Annotated in this window: 28 protein-coding genes; 12 read left to right on the top strand and 16 right to left on the bottom strand. The window is 36.6% G+C overall.

All coding sequences use genetic code 11. The features are described from left to right. Nucleotides 1-31: 31 nt before the first annotated feature. The gene (locus BFM98_RS07245; protein WP_004227636.1) at nucleotides 32-214 is read right to left on the bottom strand and encodes a hypothetical protein; all 183 of its coding nucleotides are present in this window, start codon (nucleotides 212-214) and stop codon (nucleotides 32-34) included. A gap of 238 nt (nucleotides 215-452) precedes the next feature. After that, complete coding sequence (locus BFM98_RS23860) at nucleotides 453-623, bottom strand: hypothetical protein (RefSeq protein WP_004227634.1); 171 nt, start codon at nucleotides 621-623, stop codon at nucleotides 453-455. 245 nt (nucleotides 624-868) lie between these two features. Here BFM98_RS23860 and BFM98_RS07250 point away from each other — a divergent pair, with 245 nt between their 5' ends. After that, on the top strand, nucleotides 869-1,294 hold the full coding sequence (locus tag BFM98_RS07250; protein WP_004227631.1) for a cell wall hydrolase: 426 nt from the start codon (nucleotides 869-871) through the stop codon (nucleotides 1,292-1,294). 22 nt (nucleotides 1,295-1,316) lie between these two features. Continuing rightward, a complete protein-coding gene (gene gerQ, locus BFM98_RS07255) occupies nucleotides 1,317-1,652 on the top strand; it encodes a spore coat protein GerQ (protein ID WP_004227629.1) in 336 nt (111 codons plus the stop codon). 82 nt (nucleotides 1,653-1,734) lie between these two features. On the opposite strand, the gene BFM98_RS07260 is transcribed toward gerQ, so the two are convergent. From BFM98_RS07260 to BFM98_RS07280, 5 genes are all read right to left on the bottom strand, one after another. Beyond that, nucleotides 1,735-2,910, bottom strand: coding sequence for a M20 family metallopeptidase (locus BFM98_RS07260; protein WP_048393442.1), 1,176 nt, complete (start codon nucleotides 2,908-2,910; stop codon nucleotides 1,735-1,737). A gap of 163 nt (nucleotides 2,911-3,073) precedes the next feature. Further along, entirely contained in the window at nucleotides 3,074-3,454 is a 381-nt protein-coding gene (locus tag BFM98_RS07265; protein ID WP_048393440.1) for a DUF423 domain-containing protein, read from the bottom strand. 26 nt (nucleotides 3,455-3,480) lie between these two features. After that, nucleotides 3,481-3,747 carry a YwdI family protein gene (locus BFM98_RS07270; protein ID WP_048393438.1) on the bottom strand — a complete coding sequence of 89 codons (267 nt, stop codon included), beginning with the start codon at nucleotides 3,745-3,747 and terminating at the stop codon, nucleotides 3,481-3,483. Further along, on the bottom strand, nucleotides 3,747-3,923 hold the full coding sequence (locus BFM98_RS07275; protein WP_048393435.1) for a hypothetical protein: 177 nt from the start codon (nucleotides 3,921-3,923) through the stop codon (nucleotides 3,747-3,749). Before BFM98_RS07275 ends, BFM98_RS07270 begins: the two co-directional genes overlap by 1 nt. Nucleotides 3,924-3,998: 75 nt before the next feature. After that, nucleotides 3,999-4,676, bottom strand: a complete 678-nt coding sequence (locus BFM98_RS07280; protein WP_048393433.1) for a uracil-DNA glycosylase — start codon at nucleotides 4,674-4,676, stop codon at nucleotides 3,999-4,001. Between the two features lie 175 nt (nucleotides 4,677-4,851). On the opposite strand from BFM98_RS07280, the gene thiD reads away from it, so the two are divergent. Then, nucleotides 4,852-5,682, top strand: a complete 831-nt coding sequence (thiD, locus tag BFM98_RS07285; protein WP_048393431.1) for a bifunctional hydroxymethylpyrimidine kinase/phosphomethylpyrimidine kinase — start codon at nucleotides 4,852-4,854, stop codon at nucleotides 5,680-5,682. A gap of 45 nt (nucleotides 5,683-5,727) precedes the next feature. Here thiD and BFM98_RS07290 read toward each other — a convergent pair whose 3' ends face one another. Then, nucleotides 5,728-6,276 (bottom strand): acyl-CoA thioesterase, encoded by a 549-nt coding sequence (locus BFM98_RS07290; RefSeq protein ID WP_004227610.1) that lies wholly within the window; start codon nucleotides 6,274-6,276, stop codon nucleotides 5,728-5,730. A 196-nt stretch (nucleotides 6,277-6,472) separates the two neighbouring features. On the opposite strand from BFM98_RS07290, the gene BFM98_RS07295 reads away from it, so the two are divergent. The 3 genes from BFM98_RS07295 (at nucleotide 6,473) to bshB2 (ending at nucleotide 8,366) form a co-directional block, all read left to right on the top strand. Continuing rightward, nucleotides 6,473-6,754, top strand: a complete 282-nt coding sequence (locus BFM98_RS07295; RefSeq protein WP_048393429.1) for a hypothetical protein — start codon at nucleotides 6,473-6,475, stop codon at nucleotides 6,752-6,754. A gap of 558 nt (nucleotides 6,755-7,312) precedes the next feature. Next, complete coding sequence (locus BFM98_RS07300; protein ID WP_004225428.1) at nucleotides 7,313-7,663, top strand: YojF family protein; 351 nt, start codon at nucleotides 7,313-7,315, stop codon at nucleotides 7,661-7,663. A gap of 13 nt (nucleotides 7,664-7,676) precedes the next feature. Next, nucleotides 7,677-8,366, top strand: coding sequence for a bacillithiol biosynthesis deacetylase BshB2 (gene bshB2, locus BFM98_RS07305; protein ID WP_048393426.1), 690 nt, complete (start codon nucleotides 7,677-7,679; stop codon nucleotides 8,364-8,366). Between the two features lie 41 nt (nucleotides 8,367-8,407). Here the strand turns inward: bshB2 and BFM98_RS07310 are convergent, their stop codons facing one another. After that, nucleotides 8,408-9,151 carry a TerC family protein gene (locus BFM98_RS07310; protein ID WP_048393424.1) on the bottom strand — a complete coding sequence of 248 codons (744 nt, stop codon included), beginning with the start codon at nucleotides 9,149-9,151 and terminating at the stop codon, nucleotides 8,408-8,410. Nucleotides 9,152-9,440: 289 nt separating this feature from the next. Here BFM98_RS07310 and ilvA point away from each other — a divergent pair, with 289 nt between their 5' ends. Beyond that, complete coding sequence (gene ilvA / locus BFM98_RS07315) at nucleotides 9,441-10,703, top strand: threonine ammonia-lyase IlvA (RefSeq protein ID WP_066036954.1); 1,263 nt, start codon at nucleotides 9,441-9,443, stop codon at nucleotides 10,701-10,703. Between the two features lie 50 nt (nucleotides 10,704-10,753). On the opposite strand, the gene BFM98_RS23610 is transcribed toward ilvA, so the two are convergent. The 6 genes from BFM98_RS23610 to BFM98_RS07340 form a co-directional block, all read right to left on the bottom strand. Continuing rightward, the gene (locus BFM98_RS23610) at nucleotides 10,754-10,957 is read right to left on the bottom strand and encodes a hypothetical protein (protein ID WP_139111221.1); all 204 of its coding nucleotides are present in this window, start codon (nucleotides 10,955-10,957) and stop codon (nucleotides 10,754-10,756) included. Between the two features lie 251 nt (nucleotides 10,958-11,208). Further along, nucleotides 11,209-12,003 (bottom strand): ABC transporter ATP-binding protein, encoded by a 795-nt coding sequence (locus BFM98_RS07320; RefSeq protein WP_054549124.1) that lies wholly within the window; start codon nucleotides 12,001-12,003, stop codon nucleotides 11,209-11,211. After that, nucleotides 11,996-13,024 (bottom strand): ABC transporter permease, encoded by a 1,029-nt coding sequence (locus BFM98_RS07325; RefSeq protein ID WP_009371612.1) that lies wholly within the window; start codon nucleotides 13,022-13,024, stop codon nucleotides 11,996-11,998. Before BFM98_RS07325 ends, BFM98_RS07320 begins: the two co-directional genes overlap by 8 nt. 84 nt (nucleotides 13,025-13,108) lie before the next feature. After that, nucleotides 13,109-14,131 carry an ABC transporter substrate-binding protein gene (locus tag BFM98_RS07330; RefSeq protein WP_054549123.1) on the bottom strand — a complete coding sequence of 341 codons (1,023 nt, stop codon included), beginning with the start codon at nucleotides 14,129-14,131 and terminating at the stop codon, nucleotides 13,109-13,111. A 586-nt stretch (nucleotides 14,132-14,717) separates the two neighbouring features. Next, nucleotides 14,718-15,029 carry a hypothetical protein gene (locus BFM98_RS23865; protein ID WP_066036955.1) on the bottom strand — a complete coding sequence of 104 codons (312 nt, stop codon included), beginning with the start codon at nucleotides 15,027-15,029 and terminating at the stop codon, nucleotides 14,718-14,720. A gap of 123 nt (nucleotides 15,030-15,152) precedes the next feature. Further along, nucleotides 15,153-16,040 carry a helix-turn-helix domain-containing protein gene (locus BFM98_RS07340; protein WP_066036956.1) on the bottom strand — a complete coding sequence of 296 codons (888 nt, stop codon included), beginning with the start codon at nucleotides 16,038-16,040 and terminating at the stop codon, nucleotides 15,153-15,155. A 154-nt stretch (nucleotides 16,041-16,194) separates the two neighbouring features. Here BFM98_RS07340 and BFM98_RS07345 point away from each other — a divergent pair, with 154 nt between their 5' ends. The 5 genes from BFM98_RS07345 (at nucleotide 16,195) to BFM98_RS07360 (ending at nucleotide 18,335) form a co-directional block, all read left to right on the top strand. Continuing rightward, nucleotides 16,195-16,395: a helix-turn-helix domain-containing protein gene (locus BFM98_RS07345; RefSeq protein WP_066036957.1), complete on the top strand. Its 201-nt coding sequence runs from the start codon at nucleotides 16,195-16,197 to the stop codon at nucleotides 16,393-16,395. 17 nt (nucleotides 16,396-16,412) lie between these two features. Next, entirely contained in the window at nucleotides 16,413-16,607 is a 195-nt protein-coding gene (locus tag BFM98_RS07350) for a hypothetical protein (protein WP_066036958.1), read from the top strand. A 349-nt stretch (nucleotides 16,608-16,956) separates the two neighbouring features. After that, nucleotides 16,957-17,562 carry a DUF3862 domain-containing protein gene (locus BFM98_RS07355; RefSeq protein WP_066036959.1) on the top strand — a complete coding sequence of 202 codons (606 nt, stop codon included), beginning with the start codon at nucleotides 16,957-16,959 and terminating at the stop codon, nucleotides 17,560-17,562. 131 nt (nucleotides 17,563-17,693) lie between these two features. Next, nucleotides 17,694-17,843, top strand: coding sequence for a hypothetical protein (locus BFM98_RS23870; protein WP_175400725.1), 150 nt, complete (start codon nucleotides 17,694-17,696; stop codon nucleotides 17,841-17,843). Nucleotides 17,844-18,095: 252 nt separating this feature from the next. Further along, a complete protein-coding gene (locus BFM98_RS07360) occupies nucleotides 18,096-18,335 on the top strand; it encodes a DNA-binding protein (RefSeq protein ID WP_066036960.1) in 240 nt (79 codons plus the stop codon). A gap of 106 nt (nucleotides 18,336-18,441) precedes the next feature. Here BFM98_RS07360 and BFM98_RS07365 read toward each other — a convergent pair whose 3' ends face one another. Continuing rightward, nucleotides 18,442-18,921, bottom strand: a complete 480-nt coding sequence (locus tag BFM98_RS07365; RefSeq protein ID WP_066036961.1) for a hypothetical protein — start codon at nucleotides 18,919-18,921, stop codon at nucleotides 18,442-18,444. Nucleotides 18,922-19,270 lie beyond the last annotated feature (349 nt).

Genomic DNA, 19,270 nt, shown 5'->3' on the forward strand with positions numbered 1-19,270 from the left:
AATGCGAGTCCATATTGACGGACTCGCATTTTTAAATTTCGTTTTCTTCTGCATTCTCAGATTCGAATATTAAAATAATAATATGAATAAAAATCCCAGTTAGAATCATAAGAAAAACTAAATACCAATTATATGGTTGATGATAATATTCTGCTATTCCAACTGCCAGAAAAGCGCTGATGATGATCGCTACAAACATACTAAAAATACGCATGGAAACGCTCCTTCATAAAAGCAAAAATAAAGTCAATTTTAGTATGTCACGCTATATTTTTAATATACTTACTAGGCAAGAATAATTATGTCTTATTGGATTTCAGCTAAAACAAGCATTGTAAAGGCATTTTTCCTGATGCCCTGCTTTCCACCCTTTTACTCACAATATAAAAAAGTGCCATCTTTTAGCGATGACACTTTCTTAACCTCAACACGTTTCTTCTATATACCTCATTTTAAGAGCTCTCGTTCTTTACTTTTAAAATTAAGATAACCGTTTGAATAAAAAAACCAATCACTATAATAACAATAAAGAGATACCAGTGGAGCGGCTGTCCATAAAACTCCCCTAATAGAAAGGCCAGTACTGCACTTAATAAGATCCCAAACCAAACGCCAATTTCCATAAGCCATCACCTCACATGTATTAGATACACATGCAATTCATTGATCTCACGTTCCCCTAAATCTATTTCTTTCTATTTACCCTTTTTGCTATAAAAACTATCGGGTCTTGCAGGATTTGAAGTATTTTCTACGTACTTGTCGTTATTACTACTATATGCATAGTAACTTTAATATGTGATTGTCTTTCTTAACAAAATTGAACATGACTACTATACCTTCGTGCATATACTGTCTGCGAGGAGGTATGAAAATCGCTGTTATTAAGACGAATGATGCACAGACAGCCCTACTTGCAAGACTAATGCGTGCCGAAGCAGAAGGCGAAGGAGAGTTAGGCATGCTGATGGTTGGGAATGTTGGCGTTAATCGTGTAAGAGGTGATTGTTTAGATTTTGGTGATATTCGAACAATTGAACAAATGGTTTATCAGCGTCCGGGAGGCTTTGAGGCAACACAAAAGGGTTATTTTTATCAAAGAGCACGTGATCAAGATATCCGGTTAGCTAAAAGGGTAATTCAGGGTGAAAGATTTCATCCAGCTACCCGCTCTTTGTGGTTTTTCATGCCAGCAGGTGATTGTCCTGCACAATGGTATGGCCAATGGAATACTGGCAGGTTCAAATCCCATTGTTTTTTCTCGCCAACTGAACAAGATTGTCCTCAAATTTAAAAAGAAAGTAGGTTGATAATTGATGATGCCTTATTATTGGACACCAACAACGCAACAACAAATGACTCCTCCTCCAGTCACACTTCCGAGCGGACGACCACCTGGCCGTGAGGAGTCCTATATAGAAAATATTTTACGTTTGAACCGTGGAAAACCAGCTACCTTCCATTTTTCTTTTGAGCACGCAGTAGAGCAGGGAAAAAACACAAAAACTGTTCGTGGTGTGGTAGAAGCAGCTGGTCGAGATCATGTCATTATTCGTGAGCTTAAGTCTAATCATCGTTTTCTTTTCCCTATGATTTATTTCGATTTTGCTGAGTATGATGAGGAAATGGCTTACTTTAATCAAAATCCATAATTCTATCTCTAAGTAAAAATCCGCAATACACTCACTGACCAAAAGTCGATGGGCGTATGCGGATTTTTATCATTCGCTATGTTCAATTTTCTTTTAAATACGTTAAGGTTGCTTTACCTAAGGTTTTTGCTGCAATTAGCATAGCACGTTCATCAAAATCAAAGCGTGCATGATGATGCGGATAAGCCGTTTCCCATTCTGGCTTTTTAGCTCCTGTGAAGAAAAATGTGCCTGGTACTTTTTCTAAATAATACGCAAAGTCTTCCCCAATCATAAATGGCGGACATGTTATTACTTGATCTACCCCTGGTACAGTCGACGCCAATTGTGCCAAAAACTCGGTTTCTCTCAGATGGTTATAAACAGGTGGATAACCCCTTGTGTAACGATATTCGTAACTTGCCCCAAATGCCAGACAAGTCGCATTTAATACTGCTTCTAACTCTTGTTCCATTTGTATGCGTACTTCTTCTTCAAATGTACGAATTGTCCCCGCTAAAACTACCCGATCAGCTATAACGTTAAACGGATTAATTGCCTCAAAATGACCGATTGTTAAAACAGCTGATTTCAATGGGTCAATTCGTCTTGAAACAAGCTGTTGAGCATTAACGACAAATTGGGAGGCTAGGGTAACTGCATCAATAGAATGATGAGGCTCTGCGCCATGACCACCCTTTCCTTGTACCGTTATTTCTACTTTATCCGCGGCAGCCATGATGGCTCCGTCTTTCACTAATATTTCTCCTAATGGTGTAGGTGCCCATAAATGTGTACCAAAAATAACATCTACACCTTCTAAACAACCATCCTCAATCATCGGCTTAGCTCCACCTGGAGCCACTTCCTCTGCATGCTGATGAATAAATACGACATTGCCTTCAATTTGGTCCCTCATCGCATTTAATGCCTTAGCTAGCCCAAGCAATGTAGCTGTATGTCCATCATGTCCACATGCATGCATTTTTCCAGCTATTTTAGATTTGTAAGGTACATCATTTTCTTCTTGAATCGCTAATGCATCGAAGTCAGCTCGTAAAGCCACCGTTTTGCCCGGCTTTCCGCCACGTAATATCGCTACGACGCCACGTCCTCCCACTCCTTCTCGAACCACATGACCCAATTCTCTATGAAAAGTAGCTATATAGGATGGCGTTTCGACTTCTTCAAAGGATAATTCAGGGTATTCATGTAAATGGCGACGAATCCCTACCATCTCATTATAGTTAGCATCCAGTAATGTAAATAGTTTTTCCATACTACGTAACCTCACTTTTGATATTTTCGAAATATTGCAAGTAATATTAGTAGTGTACTATAAATTCTTACAAAATGGATAGGATTTAAATCCCTATCTTTGAAAGATGACTCATAATAAAGAAAAACCCCCCTACAAATAATGTAAGAGAGTCAGCTTAAAATTAGCGAGCATGCTTGAGAGCAGTTAAAATAATAAGTAGCCATCCAGCTAAGAATAGTACGCCACCAATTGGTGTAATAGCTCCTAATACTTTAATACCACTTATCGCCAGAACATATAAGCTCCCAGAAAAGAAAACAATACCAAGGTTAAAGAAAATACCTGCTAGATTTAATTGTTTCACTTCACCTAATAGTTTAGAGCTCATTAACAGACCAATGATTAGTAATCCTGTAGCGTGAAACATTTGATATTGAACAGCCGTTTCCCAAATACCTCGACTATATTCATCTAAAATTTCCTTTAAAGCATGTGCACCAAATGCACCGAATGCTACTGCTAATAGGCCATGAAGAGCACCTGTCACGATAAATCTTTTCATTTTCGTTACCCTACCTTTAAAATGGATTAAAAATCAAAAATGGAATCGCCATTGGCTCCATCTTCTTCAATCTTTGCTGTATATAAAGTGGATGGTTTTGACTCTGATACAAGCATTTGCGGTACATGCTTATGAGGAGTGATAGATGGTGCATCACTTGAAGAATCTAACACCACATCACATAATGCTCGAATGGCTGTAAGTGCCTCACGAATTTGCTGATCATTTCCCGCATTTTTTGCGTAAGATAATTGTTTTTCAAGTTGCTGTATAACGGCCTGATAAGAAATCATTACATTCTCCCACTTTCTACTTTTGGTACGAATTTTAAACAATCTACACCCGAGGATTGCTTCACAACAACGGATGGTATTTGCTTTGTTTTAAAGCCATAAGCTGCACATGCTCGTGGGTTTTGAGGGTCCCAGGTTACTTTAAAAAATTGACACTTAAAACAATTCACCTTCATCAATGTCCCTCACTTTCTTCTATATTAAATGTAACATGATTGCTAAAGCGTATAAAGCAAACGATTTGTGCCAATCTATTCTAAACACCAATCAATCGGCTGCTTGCCCCACTCCACTAATTGTTGATTAATCTTTGAATAAGGTTTACTACCAAAGAATCCTCGATAAGCACTTAATGGACTTGGGTGTGGCGCTTCGAGTATGACATGTGGTGTTTTATATTTTCGGATTAATTGCTTTTTGCGTTGCGCTGGTTTGCCCCACAATACAAAAATTAGTGGTTCTTCCCTTGCAGCTAATAGATCGATAACAGCATCGGTAAATTGCTCCCACCCTTGTTCTTTATGGGAATTCGCTTGTCCTGCTCGAACTGTAAGCACCGTATTTAATAGCATAACACCCTGTTCAGCCCACTTTGTTAGCGTTCCATTTTCAGGAATTGGACAGCCTAAATCATCCTGTAGCTCTTGAAACATATTCCGTAAGCTAGGAGGATGTGGAATACCTGGTTTAACAGAAAAGCTTAGCCCATGCGCTTGATTAGGCCCATGATAAGGGTCTTGTCCCAAAATAACAACCTTCACATCATGATATGCTGTTGTATAGAATGCGTTCATCACATCATTGATTGGTGGATAAATAGTTTGTGTCGAATATTCATTTGCGACAAATTGACGTAGTTTTTGATAATATGGTTTTTCTAATTCTTCTTTGAGTACTTCTTGCCAATCATTCGGGAATACTTGTTTCATCGTTCATTAAGCCCCTTTCTCTTCTTACAACGGTACAAAAAATTAAAGATGAATTCAAGCATCAGTTGAAACTGACCATATAAAAATATAGTATTCTGGCTATTTTTATAGAATCAGAATCGGACTATACTAGATGTTAATTTTATAACTCTTAACGATAAAGGAGATCCTTTACATGACTCTAAAAAAAACATTAACAATTGCTGGTTCAGATACATCAGGCGGTGCAGGAATGCAAGCTGACCTTAAAACATTCCAAGAGCACGGTACATATGGGATGGTGGCATTAACAGTTGTCGTAACAATGGACCCTAACGGCTGGACACATAACGTCACACCTTTGCCAACTGATTTACTACAAAAACAAATTGACACAGCACTTTCCACAGGAATTGATGCCATTAAGACAGGAATGCTCTCAACAGAAGAAATTATTCGTATTGCTGGAAAGGCTATTGCAAATTCAGGGACTACAAATGTGGTCATCGATCCTGTTATGGTATGTAAAGGTGACGATGAAGTACTGAATCCAGGTAACACAGATGCCATGATTCAGCATCTTTTACCACTAGCAGCGGTAACAACACCAAACCTGTTTGAAGCTGGACAATTAGCTGGCACAGGTACACCAAAAAACATTGACGACATGAAGATTGCTGCTCGTAAAATCCATGAACTAGGAGCTAAAGCTGTTGTCATAAAAGGTGGAAAAGCCCTAGCTACTGAAAAAGCAATAGACTTATTCTTTGATGGTGAAACATTCTACTTATTAGAATCTGAAAAAGTTGCATCCACAAATAACCACGGTGCAGGCTGTACTTTTGCTGCCTCTGTCACAGCGAATCTTGCGAATGGTCTTACTATTAAAGATTCTGTCATTGAAGCAAAAGAGTTTGTATCGGCAGCTATTGCACATGGCTGGGCGCTAAATGAATATGTAGGTCCTGTCATGCATGGAGCGAAATCACGCTTTGGTGCTCCACACGTAACAGTAACAGAAATATAAGAATGAAAGGGATGTCTCAAAGTCATTTGAGACATCCCTCTTTTTTTACATATAATTCTCCATCATTTCTAGCCGATAATCCCATGGATCATTCATAGATATAAATTGCGCTAATGCTTTACTTTCCTTTTTACGTTCAGCACGGGCCTTCGCTCGTTCTGAAGCTGTTTCATGCAATTTTGTCTCTTCTACTGTTTCAGGTATTACTCGTGGGACCAGTGCTGGTTTGTTATTTTCATCCAATGCCACGAAAGTTAATAATGCAGTCGCTGCCACCTTTCTCTCCCCAGTTTTCAAGTTTTCAGAAATGACTTTAACAAAAACCTCCATAGAAGACCTTCCCGTCCAAGTTACATAGGATTCGAAATAAACCGAATCTGTTGGGCGAATGGGATGTAGGAAATCGACTGAATCAGTTGAGGCTGTAACACAATCTCTTCTGCTATGCTTTGCAGCTGAAATGGAAGCAACTTGATCAATATCGCTCATCAATCGTCCGCCAAATAATGTATTATGATTATTCACATCGTTTGGAAATACACGACTTGTACGCATCACTCTTGATTCCTTACAATATTTAAAGTCCTTATTCACACCAATTCCCCCTCTAAACGTCTTGTTTATTCCTACTATAATGCTATATTTAAATGGAAAAATCAATGTAATTATTAGAAAATTACAAATACTAAACAATTATTTAATGATGAGTATTTATCCGATAAAGATTAAAATTGGACAAGATACGTTAATGCCTCATACCCCATATATTAGCTGTATGGGAGGGGAAAAAATGAAAAAAAACAAGGTAGAAGACTTAACGGAAGAATCAGGTTTACTAGCTGGAGAAATCACCTCTTCAAAAGTTGAAGTAATTGCCTCCATCATATTAACACTTGGTTACTCATTATCCACCCTTGCCACAATATTGGCTCTGCAGGAGGAGGAAGAATTGGCACAAGCCAAAACTACTGAAACCCAAGATCAAAATCTTTATATGAAGCAAATGTTTAAACAATTACAAAATGTTAATAATCGTTTAGATACAATAGAACGAAAGCTCAATCGATACTAACAAATACATAGCCTACATTAATTTTCAATAAAAAACCGCGACTCTCCGTCATAAAGAGAGTCGCGGTTTTTATTATACTATGATAATGAGCTTCATTTTTCTTCCCTTTTTCACAGCTACCTTGCATAACCTGTTCAAGGAACGTCATCTATTGTACCAAGATAGAATTCATTATTTCTGAAATAATACTACCTTCAACAGGTGGAGCTGTCTACACACACAAATTAGGAAGAAGTCATGGTTGCAATATCTTTTCAGATGTGAAAACGGATACAATGCGAAACGACACAGTTTGTACATATTTATTTTCACACTCCCTATATTGATACATTACAATAATTTTTTCAAGAATATTGCTTAAGAACTTGTCATAGGTTTAGAGATGATGATTTATTTCTCTGGATGCTAGGATTCATTTTCACACTCTCAAAAATTTGGACAAAATGGCGCTAAGGTTTGTAAATATAAATCATCAATTTTTTTATCAAAGCAATCAATTTCCCTTTGCGAATTTTTTTTACTATACTTAAAGGAGAAATGATCGAGAGGAGTGTTAAGATGCAAGAAGTACAAGTAGAGACGTTGCAAAAATTGCTGAATTCTTTCGCCAACAAAGACGTTTATATTCATCTTGAGACGACAAACGGATCTTATGCAGCACACTATGATGAACAGTTTTTTAATGCAGGTGCTTTTATTCGCAATGCTAAAATTAACTATGAGCTTGCTAAGGTTGTAGATAATGCACCTCATCGTGTGGGTTTAAAATTACCTCATGGCTGGGTTTATGCTCAAGGCATTACACATTTTGAATTAGATGATTTAGGCCGTTTATTAATGGCTGGACTAGACTACTCTGGAAAATTGGCGATTGCGCTTGAAATTAGTGAAACGCCATTTACTTACTAAGGGGGACGACTATTTGAATTTACAACCACAACGTCATATTTTAATTGTGTACCCTCACCCAGATGATGAGGCTTTCTCAGTTGCGGGGACCATCGCCTACTATACAAAGAAAATGAATACACCTGTTACATATGCCTGTTTAACATTAGGCGAAATGGGACGTAATTTAGGTAATCCACCCTTTGCTACACGCGAGTCTTTACCTGAAATCCGTCGTAAGGAATTGGTTGCAGCGGCAGAGGCGATGGGTATTCAAGATTTACGCATGCTTGGTCTACGTGATAAAACAATTGAATTTGAAGATGATGAGAAAATGGTAAAATTAATGGAAGGGCTAATCGAAGAACTAATGCCTTCTTTAATTTTCACATTTTTACCTGGCTTTGCTGTCCACCCAGACCATGAAGCAACAGCACGTGCTGTAATTGAAGCTGTACGTCGTATGCCAAAGGCTGCTCGTCCTCAAATATTCGGTTGTGCCTTCGCCAATGATACAATTGAAAAAAATGGTGAACCACATGTGGTCTATGATATTCGGGAAATGCGAATGGACAAATTAAAAGCATTACAAGCCCATGCGTCTCAGACTGGTTGGATGATGCAGGAGACTGAAAAACGTATTGATGACGGCGAACCAATGAGCGAGAGCTGGCTTAATGTTGAAAAGTTCTATATTGTTGACCCAGATAAATATGTAAAATAAATAAAGTACTGTTCTCATTTTTGGAGAACAGTACTTTTTAATTAGGCAGATCTTACTCTCTTCATCATATGCACAATGATTGTGATGGAAAAAGCAATCACTAAGAAAAGGAAGAATAAATAATGAGGGATGTGGATATTGAAAACACTTACTAACATTTTTAAGCCGATGACACCTATAATTATGAAGGCTGTTGCTTCAAGTTCTGGTATTTTTTCAATGATGATTAAAAAAACACCTGCAATCGTCCTCATCATTAATATTCCTAACATCCCTCCAATTAAAAGCACCCAGACCTGATCTGATATCGCAAACGCAGCAAAGATTGAATCAATTGAAAAAGCAATATCCATTAGCTCAACAGAAATGACAGTTGCCCAAAACGTGCCGAAAAGACGCACCATCCATCCTGACCTCTTTACCTCTTTTACACTATCCTCATTCCCTATGTGAAGGAAATGAGCTACACAAAGCCAACCTAAATACAAAGCACCTAATACTTTAATAAACCAAAATTCTACTAGATAAACACCTATGCCAATAAATAAAAATCTAAAAAAATAGGCACCTAGCATACCATACATTAATGCCCGTTTTCGCTGTTTATCTGGTAAATGTTTCACTAGTACCGCTAATACCAGTGCATTATCTGCCGACAGCAAACCTTCTATAATAATTAATGAGGATATTAGTCCCCAGGAGACAGGGTCCATTAGTACTTCTTGCCACATCGCCAAATCAAAAAACTTCCAATATGTTGATAAAATTCCTTGAATGATTTCCACTACATACCCTCCTACTTGTCCTAAGCTAATCTAGTATATGCTTGACCATTTTTGTTATGAGAGTAGTATTTTTTAGATTTGAAACAACTGATTTTCTCCCCTTAAATTGAGCTAATTCTAGGTCTGAGACATTGCTTCTTTATAAAATAATTAGCTATATCAAGATAAAACGCTTACATCATAAAATAGACACGGAAAATTTAGAATTTACTAAAAATTAATCACAAAAAGCAAATAAAGTGTGCTATCATAGATAAATGTTTTAAACGTATAACGGAGGATGAATACTATGGAAGTTGCTGATACTAGAACCGTGCAAGTGGAGAATGTCCTGATTGCACATCATTTTTTAAAAGATGTAGTTGTGCACACACCACTACAAAAAAACGACTATTTATCCGAGAAATACGGAGCTAATATTTATATTAAACGCGAAGATTTACAGCATGTACGCTCATTCAAGCTTCGTGGTGCCTATTATAAAATTAAAAAAATCGAGGATGAAGCGCGCGATGCTGGGGTTGTCTGTGCAAGTGCAGGCAATCATGCACAAGGTGTAGCTTATGCCTGTGCCCAATTAAAAATTCAAGCAAGCATTTTTATGCCACAAACAACACCGAAGCAAAAAATAGACCAAGTACGTATGTTTGGACGTGAATATGTGGAAATTATTTTAGCAGGAGATACATTCGATGATTCTGCTGAAAGCGCGTTGAGCTATTGTGAAGAGCATGGTAAAATCTTCATTCATCCATTTGATGATTTTGATGTCATTGCTGGTCAAGGAACGGTAGCGGTAGAAATTATGAATGATATGGAGGAGCCAATCGACTACATATTCGGAAGTATTGGCGGTGGTGGCTTAATGTCAGGCGTGTCTGCCTACATTAAAAATCTCTCTCCTACTAGTAAAATTATTGGTGTGGAGCCTGCTGGTGCTGGTAGTATGAAGGCTGCCTTTGCTGAAGGTGGCGCAGTTGCTCTTGATTGGATTGATAAATTCGTTGATGGTGCTGCAGTAAAATGCGTCGGTCACCACACTTATGATGTTTGTCGTCGCTATTTAGATGATATTGTTCTTGTACCTGAAGGCAAGGTATGTACGACCATTCTAGATCTATATAATAAACATGCGATTATCGCTGAGCCTGCAGGAGCATTATCAGTGGCAGCTCTTGATTTTTATAAAGAAGAAATTAAAGGTAAGTCAGTCGTTGTCATCATCAGTGGTGGGAATAATGACATTGGACGAATGCAGGAGATTAAAGAAAAGTCACTTATACACGAAGGCTTACTTTACTACTTCATCGTCAGCTTCCCTCAGCGTGCCGGAGCATTACGTCAATTCCTCACTAGTGTACTTGGACCAAACGATGACATTACTACCTTTGAATATACCAAGAAAAATAATAAAGAAAGTGGCCCTGCACTAGTCGGCATTGAGTTAGGTGATCGTGCTGAATATGAAGGACTACTTGCCCGAATGGATAAATTCGGCTTCAAATACAAAGAAGTAAACAACGATATTCAACTATTTGGCTTACTCGTTTAAAATGAAGAGCCTCACTTCTCTGAAAGTGAGGCTTTTTTATGCGATAAAGTTTATCGATCGTTTAATTTCCCTAAATAAAAATTATTAAAACTAGTTGATGTTGAAAAAACAATATCGTCTGCGGAAAGAGACATTCTGGCAAGGCGAGGGATTGATATCTGTTCCTCCAGCGTCCAGGTGGCGTCTGATGAGCCGCTAAATCCCCTAAGGGGCAACTCCTCTCCAATCAACCCTTTTAAAACTGTTCCTTTCATTTTCTATCATACTAACAATGCGGAAAAACGATGTGTGACAACGCCCTTCCATAAAGAGTAGTGAGGACCTTTGCTAAATTAATGTGCTGGATTGGAAGGCTACTAGACTCCCATAAGATAGATCGGCACCCCCCACACGTGAAATTAGGGAACCTGTAACGGTCATTCATTTACACCATTCATAAAAACACTATGGATGAAATTTTTTACACTATGAAAAACGCCCATACAAGTGTATGAGCGTTTCGATATTAACCTAATAGAGCACGGTCTGAATTCATTTTTTCCCCACGAATACGTTCAAACTCGGACATTAAATCAGGAATTGTTAATTCATGTTTGCGATCTTCACCAACTTCTAAAATGATTTGGCCTTTGTCCATCATAATAAGACGATTCCCTAAATCTAATGCTTGCTGCATATTGTGCGTTACCATTAATGTCGTTAAATTATCTTTTTCCACTAAATACTTCGTAATACGAGTAATTAACTCTGCACGTGATGGATCAAGTGCAGCCGTATGCTCATCCAGCAATAAAATAGATGGCTTTGTAAAGGTAGCCATTAAGAGCGACAAAGCTTGACGTTCCCCACCTGAAAGTAAGCCTACCTTAGCAGAAAGACGATTCTCAAGATTCAAACCAAGCATCGCTAGCGATTCTTTAAAAAATTCACGACGCTTTTTGTCCACACCATTGCGTAGCCCTCTGTGCTTATTTCGAGAGTATGCTAATGCTAGATTTTCTTCAATTGTCATCGTAGGTGCAGTTCCTGCCATTGGGTCCTGGAAGACACGCCCAATGTATTGAGAGCGTTTATATTCAGGCAAACTTGTCACATCATTACCATCAATCAATACTGTACCGAAATCGGGTGTTAAAGCACCTGAAATCATATTCATCATCGTTGATTTACCTGCACCATTACTACCTATAATTGTCACAAAATCACCGGGCTTTAAATGTAGGTTTATCTCCGCAAGTGCAATCTTCTCATCAGGTGTTCCTTCATTAAATACCTTATTAATACCATGTAATTTAAGCAAGGCCATTACCTCCCTGCTCTACTTTTTTTACTTGTGAAAGTTCTGCAGCACGTTTAGCTTTACGTTTACGTTCTTTACTCTTATTAATAAATTGCGGTAAGATCAGCGCCAAAATAACGATGATCGCTGTAATTAATTTCATGTCTCCTGAATCAAGGAAATCTACACGTAATGCTAAAGCTAATATAATACGATAAATGATGGCTCCTGCAATAACTGCAAACGTTGTACGGATAATAGTTTTAGTCCCAAAAATAGCTTCACCAATAATAACGGATGCGAGACCGATCACAATCATACCAATCCCCATACTAACATCAGAGAACTTCGAGTATTGTGCGATTAAAGCTCCAGAAAATGCGACAAGCGCATTGGAAAGACCTAGCCCCAAAATGATAAGTGTATCTGTATTTGCAGAGAAGCTGCGAATCATTCGTTTATTATCACCAGTTGCTCGGATAGCTAGCCCAACCTCTGTCTTTAAGAACCAGTCTGCTATTAACTTAATTAAAATCGTGATGATTAATACAACAATCAGCACACTCCATGTACCTGGTACATGCTGAAAGCCTATGCTTTTTAATAGGTTATTGATAGCATCATCGATCCCTAAATTACTCCAAAAAGATTGAAACTTTGAAAAGATTGTTTCAGAGTTTAGTAGTGGAATATTCGGGCGACCTATCGTATTTTCTGCAGTTAACCCCATGATACGTAGATTAATCGAGTATAAAGCAATCATCATTAAAATTCCTGATAAAAGCGGATTAATCTTTCCTTTCGTGTGAAGAATTCCTGTCATACATCCAGCAATAAATCCAGCAACAATTGCCACTAAAGTCGCTAAGATTGGGTGGTAGCCAAGCAAAACCATTGTTGCTGCAGTTGCCGCCCCTGTTACAAAGCTTCCATCAACCGTTAAATCCGGAAAATCTAACACCCGAAATGTTAAATATACACCAAGTGCCATAATTGCATAGATGATTCCTTGCTCCACTGCGCCAAATAATGCTAAAAACATCGTTGAATCATCTCCTAAATCTCTTTATTATTTATATCACTTGTAAAATGAAGATAAAGCGGGGATAGTGCACCCCGCTTCGTTTTACTGTTCTAGAATTTCGGCACCCCAAGAATCTTTAATTTCGATGCCTAAATCATCTGCAACTTTTTTATTGATTAATAATTTCAGATTTTGTGGGTATTGTGCTGGTGTATCGGCAGGTGTAGCTTCACCTTTTAAAATTTTCACAGCCATTTGACCTGCTTCATAACCGATATCGAAATATTCAAAACCATAAGCTGCTAAACCGCCACGTGCTACAGAATCTAGTTCTCCTACAATTAATGGTAATTTATTAGTATTGGCAACATCAATTACCGATTCTAATGCAGAAACAACTGTGTTATCAGTAATAATATAGAAAGCGTCTACTTTACCAATTAGAGACTCTGTCGCTTGTTTTACATCCGCTGAAGTAGATGCTGATGCTTCTACCACCGCTAAACCTTGTTCGTCCATAACCTTTTTCACTTCTGAAACTTGTGCAACTGAGTTTTGCTCACCCGCATTGTAGACCATCCCTACTTTTTTCGCACCAAGTTCTTTTAGGAATGCTACAGTTTTAGAAATCGTTTCTGGATGTAAATCGATTGTGCCTGTAATATTTTTCCCTGGCTTCTCCATTGAGTCAATTAGCTGTGCACCAACAGCATCTGTAACAGATGTAAAAATAATTGGAATATCACTTGTTGCTGTTGCAGCGGCTTGTGCAGAAGGTGTAGAGTTTGCAAAAATTAAATCTACGTTTGCACTTACTAGATTGTTAGCAATCGTTGTGTTAAGGCTATTATCTCCCTGTGCAATTTGTGGATCGTAGTCAACTTTTAAACCAGCATCTTCAATTGCTTTTTTAAAGCCTTCCGTTGCTGCGTTTAACGATGGATGCTCAACAATTTGAGTAATCCCGATTTTATATGTTTTATCATCTGCATTTCCGCTCTCACTTGCATTGTTTTTTTCATTTCCTTTTGAATCTGCTGTACCTGAGCCACCGCTACCACAAGCAGCAAGAAGCAACACTAATCCAAAAAGAAGGAATGACAACTTCTTTACATTGCTTTTCACAAATAATCCCCCCGATTATATTCTCGAATATCTATCGCACTTTATCCAAACAAAGTGTGAATGTATCGCTATATTATCGTTATTATCGAGCTCCGTCAACAACATTATGAATGTTCTGACTTTTAAAAGTGACAAAATATTTTAGTTTTTCATTCAATTTGGCGCTTTAAACCGCTAAACTACGCTGTTTTAGTTAATCGATTTCTTTTTTCAACATAGTAAAAAATATTTATGACAATTTTGCGACGATAGGACATTATAGACAAAGTCTGACATTTGACTTCTACTAGATATCTATAATAGAATATTTACTTGTGTGAAAGCACCGTGGTTCGTAACCATCCCACGAAAAAATTATGATTACAACTAACGACACAAGATAAATAATTATATGTTCAAAACGTTGATACAATAGCGTTTAATAATATTTTCAGATAAACATAATTTTCATCTCACTACGATAAAAAACAATTTTTTTTACACATTTTTTTCACAAAGACCACTCTATTTAGGTGGTCTTTTTTTATACTTATACATTCAAAAATAGACCACCCTTTAATGAGTGGTCTTACTATGAATTATTTAATTAAATACACTCAAAACAATCAATCTGTGCTTCCCCATTTCTATCACAATATTTTCTTACTGGGTACTCTGAATCGCACTTCACGTGTTTTTCTGATCCGTTAGGACACGTTTTGCTAGCTGGGAAACAACCATAATTCGGGTAAACAGGTTGTTGGTAAACAGGTTGTTGATACATTGGTTGTGGGTACATTGGTTGTGGGTACATTGGTTGTGGGTACATTGGTTGTGGGTACATTGGTTGTGGGTACATTGGTTGTGGGTACATTGGTTGTGGGTAACAACCACCATAGTGTGGGTAATAATAATTCATCTAAACACCTCCTATCTAAATGCTTATAGTTCAACATATTCAAAAATCTATTTAATGAGCTTGATCTCTTGAAAATTGATTAAAAAGTCCATGGCCAATTATGAGCTACAATTATTTCCCCTTTCACCATTCAAGCCAGTTTTCTAAATTTGGTCTACTACATATTTCTGAACGATTATCACGCTCATTCAGCCAGTTATAAAAAGGTACTGGACGCTCTCTATCTGCTGTTTCTTCTATCTTTGATGATTTACTAAGCTTCATGCTTGAACGCTCTACAGCCTTGTTATACGCTCCTGCAAACACAGCTCTTAATGTGCTTGTGACTGTTAAAATACCCTCTTTAATATCCATAGCAATTTTAAATAGCACGTTCTTAGCTTTTATAAATTCATCCACAGAATTTACTTGTGAAGCCATTACAACCTTGTGCAATTCATCTTTCAAATTGTCAGCTAATGGCAAGCTATTCATAAAGTCAAATAGCATCACCTGGTACTCATTCATGTATTCCTTATGAGCCTCTTTTTCAGCGTGAGCATTATTATATATTTCTTGTAAAGTGCTTGTTTTAAAAGATAAATGATTAAAAGATTTAGATGATTGGTTTTCAGATTGTTGCGCTTCAACCTTACTCTCACAAGGCTTTTCATCATTTTCACGCTCGGACATTGACGGTGAGACATTGTAAGGCAAAATAATGTAGATGCTTGCTCCTTGTCCACCTTTGCTTTTAACAGTCGTTTCTTTCTTGATGATTCCTAATGATTCCAATTTTGAAATTGCTCGATAAACTGTCTTGGTGCTGATCTCCAATGCTGCAGCAATAGTGACAGCTTTCAAATGGCAGGCTCCTGGATGCTCCAATGCATGACTAGCAAGCTTGAAAACGATGGCACGTTCTGATTCTGTTAAGTCGTAGTAATGAGCCGCAATGTGGTCCTCAACAGCTGTGTCCATGTCTGCTACTGATTCAAATGTTTTATATGTTGATAAGTATTCAAATGCCATCGTTTTCACCTCACTATCATAAAATATCGATATATCGTTATATAAATATTAATATCGACATATCGATATGTCAATATAATTGAATATAATATTTCTCAAATAGCGATATGGTGTTATAATGGGATTATGATTTTAACTGATAGGTGGTGGAAAAATGATTGAGGTAAAATTAAAGAAAATCATTGATGAACGTGGGATTTCTCAAAAGCAATTAGCTGAAATGACTTCTATTAGACCAAATGCAATTAGCGAAATTGTAAACAATCAACGTAGCACCATTAACCGCGAACAACTTGCAATAATATGTAAAGCCCTTGAAATAATTGATATGAACGAAATACTTGAACTGAAATAATCTGTGGGGTGATGGGGATGGAATTAAACGAGTTGGTAACAAAAATCTCGAATATACAAAAGAAGGCACTGAGAGATGCTCTTAAAGCGAAGTTAAATGAAGGTTATACAATTGATGAATTGTATGTATCCTTTGATACAAAGACGACTAGAAATAAAGATGGCATTAAAGCAGTCGTGACATATGAAATAAAAGAGAAAACAGATAACTAATCAAGGTTGTCTGTTTTTTGTATTTATATATTCTCTAAATACCTATAGGATGGTGATAACGTGGAGAAAAAACGATGCTATAATTGCAAAGCTATATATAGTGATTCAACTACGAAATGTCGATTATGCGGGAGTGAAAATTTCGTTAAAAAAATAAATGATCAAAGTAAAACTATTCAATGTTCACTATGTTGTTCACCCGTTCCAATTAAGAACGGGAAAGGTTATTGTGTTTATTGCGATGATGAAGTATACGATAACAGATAACTAACATTGGTTGTCTGTTTTTTTATATGTACATTTGTCTGCTTATTCCCTAAAATGGAAATAAAGAGGGAGGAATTTACAAATGAAAAAAATAGTATTTAGTGCAGCGTTAGTATTAAGTCTTGGACTAGCAGGTTGTGGAGAAACTACTACAAAGGATGAGTCAACAAAAGATGAAAAACCAGTTGCTGAAACTTCTACTGATTCTAAGCAAGAGACATCAGCACCAGCTACTAAAGAAGATGGCAAATTAACTGAGGAAAAGTTCAAACAAATTAAAGATGGCATGACGTATGAAGAAGTAGTAAAAATTGTTGGTGCTGAAGGTAAAATAATGTCTGAAACGGGATCAGCTGGTGAACCTCACCACACAGTTATGTATGAATTTGAAACTGATGGTGTCATGGCATCTTCTACTATGATGTTCCAAGGTGGCAAACTAATCAACAAATCTCAATTTGGTGTGGAGACATCAGATATTGAAATTACTCTTGAGCAATTTAACAAGTTAGAAAATGGCATGACTAAAGAACAGGTATTTGAGATTCTTGGTGGTGAAGGTGCGGTTGTATCTGAATCTGGTGATGTAGTTATGTATAGCTACAATGGTAAATCATTAGGTGGAAATGCATCTTTAATGTTCCAGGGCGGAAAATTGATGAACAAAACTCAATTAGGATTAGAATAAAAATAAAGCCACTCATTTGAGTGGTTTTTTATTGAAAATTTTTAGCATAATAGGGGAATAAATCAATAATATCTATTTACTTTATTAAATAGGTATAGTATAATAAAAGTATAGAAAGGAGGTGAACAAGAGTGGATGAATTTGAAAAAGTCCTTGCAACAGTAGCACTAGTCGCAACAGCTTTTAAAGCTTTCACATCAGGCTTGAAAGACATTTACGACATGGTGCAAGGGACAAAGAAAAAGCGACGCCCTCCCGCAAAGAAGAAACGTCGCAAATAAGCTATGAAGGAGGTTAGCGCCTCCTTCTCAATCAAATTATAACACATCCACTTTCATGTATGAAAAAAATGCTTAAAAGATTTGGTTATGCAAATGTTGCTTTAATATTAGCCAGCACAGTCATAATACTCACATACGTTGATTTTCAAAATCCTTCAACATTAGATTATGTATTAATTACACTGTATGGATTCACAATTTTAATTCACATCATAAGACTAATTCTATTTATGATAAAAGCGAGGTAGTTAAATGGAGTACAAATTTGAATCAACTGAGGAACTACTTGAATTCTTAAATGAAGAATTGTTATCTGCAGCTGAAGCAATTGAAATTTTAGATATATCCAAAGTACGTCTTGGAAAATTAGTTAAAGACGGAAAGTTAATAGCTGTTAAAGAGCAGCCTAAAATGTTTTTAAAAAGCATGATATTAGAGAAAAAAGAAGAACTTGAATTACTCAGAAAAAAGTACAGACCGTATGATGAATAAACAAAAAATGCCCAGGTACTCACTGTTAAAATGAGCGCCTGGGCTTTCCTAAAAACCAACGTTAAATTATAAACTATAAATTTATAATAGATATTATTTTTCTTAATTAACTAACAAAAAAAGTAGTTTCCCAGTCTCCAATCCAATTAATTTTGCTTGAATCAGAGAAAACTTTCAATAAAACTCTATAACGCCCAGGACCATAATTATTAAAATTTAAACTATGTACCTTAGATGTAAATGTTCCAGATTTCCCGGAATCAGGAGTTTGAGTCCATTCAGTACCATTATTTTTAAGAATGTTTACTTCATAATAGACTGTAGCACCTGTACCAGATCTTTCTGCGTTTACATAAATTCTTTCAGTATTATTAAATGTATCTTTACTAGTAGAAACCCGTGCTTTTATTCCCCCTTTAGTCTGCCAACCTGAACCTGAAACTGATGCTACAACTGGATTATTTAAAAATGTATTATTTACACCTGATTCATTTAAAACTGACGCATTTGCCTTTTCTGTTGGAAATAAACCAAGACTTGTTATTGATAATATAGCTGACATTGTAAGTACTTTAAATTTTTTCATAATTATTAAGCTCCTTTAATTAGCATTTAGCTCCATATATTTCCTACATTACTCATTAAATTTTTGTCGAAACTCTTTCTAAAAAACTGTAAACGATTATGTAGTAAAATCAATATTCTTTAATAATAATATTTTCACATTACTTGTTATAACAAATTTAATTTCCCTCGAGTCACATTAATCCTATCATTACCAATATACCCATTTCAATGGAAAAATTACGCCACTTTTTTGGCGCGATTAATGACTTAGTTTTGACGGTTTAATTATAGTTTTTAACAAATCACGCCAAATCACGCCAAATTAACCGCCATTTTTTGGCGTCTTTTTATTTAACAGATATAACTAA

The organism is Lysinibacillus sp. AR18-8 (genome assembly GCF_001705465.1).
Classification (GTDB): Bacteria; Bacillota; Bacilli; order Bacillales_A; family Planococcaceae; genus Lysinibacillus; species Lysinibacillus capsici.

Excerpts from the sequence above, each read along its gene's own strand:
- BFM98_RS07275 (WP_048393435.1), bottom strand. The coding sequence starts at position 3,923 with ATGAAGGTGAATTGTTTTAAGTGTCAATTTTTTAAAGTAACCTGGGAC.
- BFM98_RS23865 (WP_066036955.1), bottom strand. The coding sequence starts at position 15,029 with ATGAATTATTATTACCCACACTATGGTGGTTGTTACCCACAACCAATG.
- BFM98_RS07325 (WP_009371612.1), bottom strand. The coding sequence starts at position 13,024 with ATGTTTTTAGCATTATTTGGCGCAGTGGAGCAAGGAATCATCTATGCA.
- thiD (WP_048393431.1), top strand. The coding sequence starts at position 4,852 with ATGACTCTAAAAAAAACATTAACAATTGCTGGTTCAGATACATCAGGC.
- BFM98_RS07245 (WP_004227636.1), bottom strand. The coding sequence starts at position 214 with ATGCGTATTTTTAGTATGTTTGTAGCGATCATCATCAGCGCTTTTCTG.
- BFM98_RS23610 (WP_139111221.1), bottom strand. The coding sequence starts at position 10,957 with ATGAAAGGAACAGTTTTAAAAGGGTTGATTGGAGAGGAGTTGCCCCTT.
- gerQ (WP_004227629.1), top strand. The coding sequence starts at position 1,317 with ATGATGCCTTATTATTGGACACCAACAACGCAACAACAAATGACTCCT.
- BFM98_RS07355 (WP_066036959.1), top strand. The coding sequence starts at position 16,957 with ATGAAAAAAATAGTATTTAGTGCAGCGTTAGTATTAAGTCTTGGACTA.
- BFM98_RS07260 (WP_048393442.1), bottom strand. The coding sequence starts at position 2,910 with ATGGAAAAACTATTTACATTACTGGATGCTAACTATAATGAGATGGTA.
- BFM98_RS23860 (WP_004227634.1), bottom strand. The coding sequence starts at position 623 with ATGGAAATTGGCGTTTGGTTTGGGATCTTATTAAGTGCAGTACTGGCC.
- BFM98_RS07280 (WP_048393433.1), bottom strand. The coding sequence starts at position 4,676 with ATGAAACAAGTATTCCCGAATGATTGGCAAGAAGTACTCAAAGAAGAA.
- ilvA (WP_066036954.1), top strand. The coding sequence starts at position 9,441 with ATGGAAGTTGCTGATACTAGAACCGTGCAAGTGGAGAATGTCCTGATT.
- BFM98_RS07365 (WP_066036961.1), bottom strand. The coding sequence starts at position 18,921 with ATGAAAAAATTTAAAGTACTTACAATGTCAGCTATATTATCAATAACA.
- BFM98_RS07345 (WP_066036957.1), top strand. The coding sequence starts at position 16,195 with ATGATTGAGGTAAAATTAAAGAAAATCATTGATGAACGTGGGATTTCT.
- BFM98_RS07360 (WP_066036960.1), top strand. The coding sequence starts at position 18,096 with ATGGAGTACAAATTTGAATCAACTGAGGAACTACTTGAATTCTTAAAT.
- BFM98_RS07300 (WP_004225428.1), top strand. The coding sequence starts at position 7,313 with ATGCAAGAAGTACAAGTAGAGACGTTGCAAAAATTGCTGAATTCTTTC.
- BFM98_RS07350 (WP_066036958.1), top strand. The coding sequence starts at position 16,413 with ATGGAATTAAACGAGTTGGTAACAAAAATCTCGAATATACAAAAGAAG.
- BFM98_RS07250 (WP_004227631.1), top strand. The coding sequence starts at position 869 with ATGAAAATCGCTGTTATTAAGACGAATGATGCACAGACAGCCCTACTT.
- BFM98_RS07295 (WP_048393429.1), top strand. The coding sequence starts at position 6,473 with ATGAAAAAAAACAAGGTAGAAGACTTAACGGAAGAATCAGGTTTACTA.
- BFM98_RS07270 (WP_048393438.1), bottom strand. The coding sequence starts at position 3,747 with ATGATTTCTTATCAGGCCGTTATACAGCAACTTGAAAAACAATTATCT.
- BFM98_RS07340 (WP_066036956.1), bottom strand. The coding sequence starts at position 16,040 with ATGGCATTTGAATACTTATCAACATATAAAACATTTGAATCAGTAGCA.
- BFM98_RS07265 (WP_048393440.1), bottom strand. The coding sequence starts at position 3,454 with ATGAAAAGATTTATCGTGACAGGTGCTCTTCATGGCCTATTAGCAGTA.